Below are 2,137 nucleotides of genomic sequence, written 5' to 3'. Positions count from 1 at the left end.
TGGTCGAGGCGGGAGTGGTCGAGGCGCGACCCGACGGAGAGGTCCCGAACGGGGGTGTCAGGGTCGATTCCGGTGCTCGACGACGTGGTTCGACGCGCTCGGACGGCACCGATGGCAGTGACGACCCGGCGCCGAGCTCCCCTGCTGTGGTGTCACCACCCACGGCGAGACGCTCGTCGGTCAGGGTGACGCCCATCTGCCCGAGCTGCTCCCGCAACGCGGCGATCTCGTGGCGGAGCGCGTGGATGGAGTCGGTGGTCTCCGCACGCACGGAGTCGCGCAGGTCCTTCTCCACCACGAGCTCGTGCTCGCGGCGGGCGGAGATCTCGCGTTCGAGCTGCAGTTCGTACACGGTGTGCAGGTCGCGGACCCGGGCCGCCTCGGCCGCCGCCTGCCGCCGGTAGCGGGCCACGAGGAACGCCCCGATGAACGCCGCCCAGAGTGCCGAGAGGGTGCCGATCCGCATCCACACCGGATTGTCGGAGAAGACCATCACCACGGTCGCGATGAGTGCCAGCACCAGGAGCGCCCCGAGAGCGATCCCCGCCAGGCCGCGGTCGTCGCCGCGGACGGGGCGGACGGATCGGGGCTTGTCGATCGCGCCGTCGGAACTCATGCCCCGCATGATACGCAGAGAACCACTAGTCACACGGGTAACCAGCGCGTGTTCCTCCAGATGCCCGCCGTCTGCTGACCGCTCGATCCGCTCAGGTCGACTGGGCCAGTCCCCCCACGTCATCGTCGGAGGGCGGGGTCTCGCACGACGACTCGAGGAACAGACCTGCCCCCACGAGCAGCGCCCCGGACACCAGCACCGCCACGGACGACGGCAGCTCGGCGCTGGCCGCCGCCAGCTCACCCAACCTCGGTGCGAAGTAGAGGACGAGTCCGACGCCCAGACCTCCGGCCGCGGCCCCCAGCACGGCCGACGCCTGCCCGAGGGCTGCGCACCGCGCGATCGTCAACGGGTGCATCTGACTGCGGTCCTGACCGACCCCGCCGTCGGAGATCGCGGACCGGATCCGGAGCGCAAGCAGCACGTCGATCACCGCCACCACCGGGAGCGTGACCCATCCCCACCCGAGGGGCGGCAGCGACCCGAGCAGCGAACCGGTCAGGAAGTAGGCGGCCACACCGGCGACGAGTGCGACCAGGACGAGGGTGGACACCGCGATGCGAGTCATGTCAGCGGCTCCACCCTTCGGGGGCCAGCCGGTCGTGCGTCCGGCGGACCGCGGCGACCTCGGCGGGGTCCAGGGCGTCGAGGTGGTCGGTGAGAGCGAGGCCGTCGAGCCGGGCCCCGGGCTCGACCTCCGACCACGGGACCAGGACGAACGCGCGCTCGGCGGCGCGCGGGTGGGGCAGGGTCAGGGACTCGTCCCGGGAGTGCACCGGCGTCCCGTCGACCTCCGCCGACACCACGTCCACATCGAGGGACCTCGGCCCCCAACGGACCTCGCGTGTGCGGCCGGCGGCGCGCTCCCGGGCGAAGCCCCAGTCGAGCACGTCGCGGGGGGACCCGGGGTGGTCGACGACGAGGACCGCGTTGAGGAAGTCATCCTGCTCCACCCCGCCCCACGGTGGGGTCGCGTAGACGGAGGAGACGCGACGAAGGATGCCCTCCCGGGCGGCGGCGGCCACCGCCCCACGGAGCAGGTCGAGAGAATCCCCCTGGTTTCCGCCGATCGACAGCACGGCCCGACAGGTCACCGGTCCACACCCGGGCCGTCGACGTGGACACGCGAGCGTCGGGCCACCACCGCGACGTCCGCGAACTCGGCCGGGATGGGGGCCTGCGGCTTGTGCAGCGTCACCTCGACCGCGTGTGCCTGCGGGGCCAGGTCCATGATCCCGTCGGCGATCTGCGAGGCCACCGTCTCGATCAGGTCGCGGGGGGCCCCGGACACCACGTCGCGGGCGAAGAGCGCCAGCGCACCGTAGTCGACCGTGTCGGCGAGGTCATCGGACGCCGCGGCCGCGGTGAAGTCGGTCCACAGGACCAGGTCCACGAGGAAGTCCTGGCCGTCGCGTCTCTCGTGCTCGAAGACACCGTGGTTGCCACGGACCCGCAGGCCCCTCAGTTCGATCCGGTCCGCCATCAGCCTTCCTCCACCCCTCCGGCCGCCCAGGCGGCCGT

Annotated in this window: 4 protein-coding genes; all 4 read right to left on the bottom strand. The window is 72.3% G+C overall.

Annotated elements, in window-relative coordinates:
* A partial coding sequence (locus tag G6020_RS12475; protein WP_347238374.1) for a DUF6779 domain-containing protein occupies positions 1-616 on the bottom strand: 616 nt, incomplete at its 3' end.
* Positions 617-707: 91 nt separating this feature from the next.
* Positions 708-1,184 carry a DUF3180 domain-containing protein gene (locus G6020_RS12470; RefSeq protein WP_182610841.1) on the bottom strand — a complete coding sequence of 159 codons (477 nt, stop codon included), beginning with the start codon at positions 1,182-1,184 and terminating at the stop codon, positions 708-710.
* Between the two features lies 1 nt (position 1,185).
* Entirely contained in the window at positions 1,186-1,710 is a 525-nt protein-coding gene (gene folK / locus G6020_RS12465; RefSeq protein ID WP_182610840.1) for a 2-amino-4-hydroxy-6-hydroxymethyldihydropteridine diphosphokinase, read from the bottom strand.
* On the bottom strand, positions 1,707-2,099 hold the full coding sequence (gene folB / locus G6020_RS12460) for a dihydroneopterin aldolase (protein ID WP_179524474.1): 393 nt from the start codon (positions 2,097-2,099) through the stop codon (positions 1,707-1,709). The genes folK and folB overlap by 4 nt, the downstream gene beginning before the upstream one ends.
* Between the last annotated feature and the right edge of the window lie 38 nt (positions 2,100-2,137).

The organism is Dietzia sp. B19 (assembly GCF_014145155.1).
Classification (GTDB): Bacteria; Actinomycetota; Actinomycetes; order Mycobacteriales; family Mycobacteriaceae; genus Dietzia; species Dietzia natronolimnaea.
Note: the sequence above shows the minus strand (reverse complement) of the source record. Positions and strands in the feature narration are given on the sequence as shown.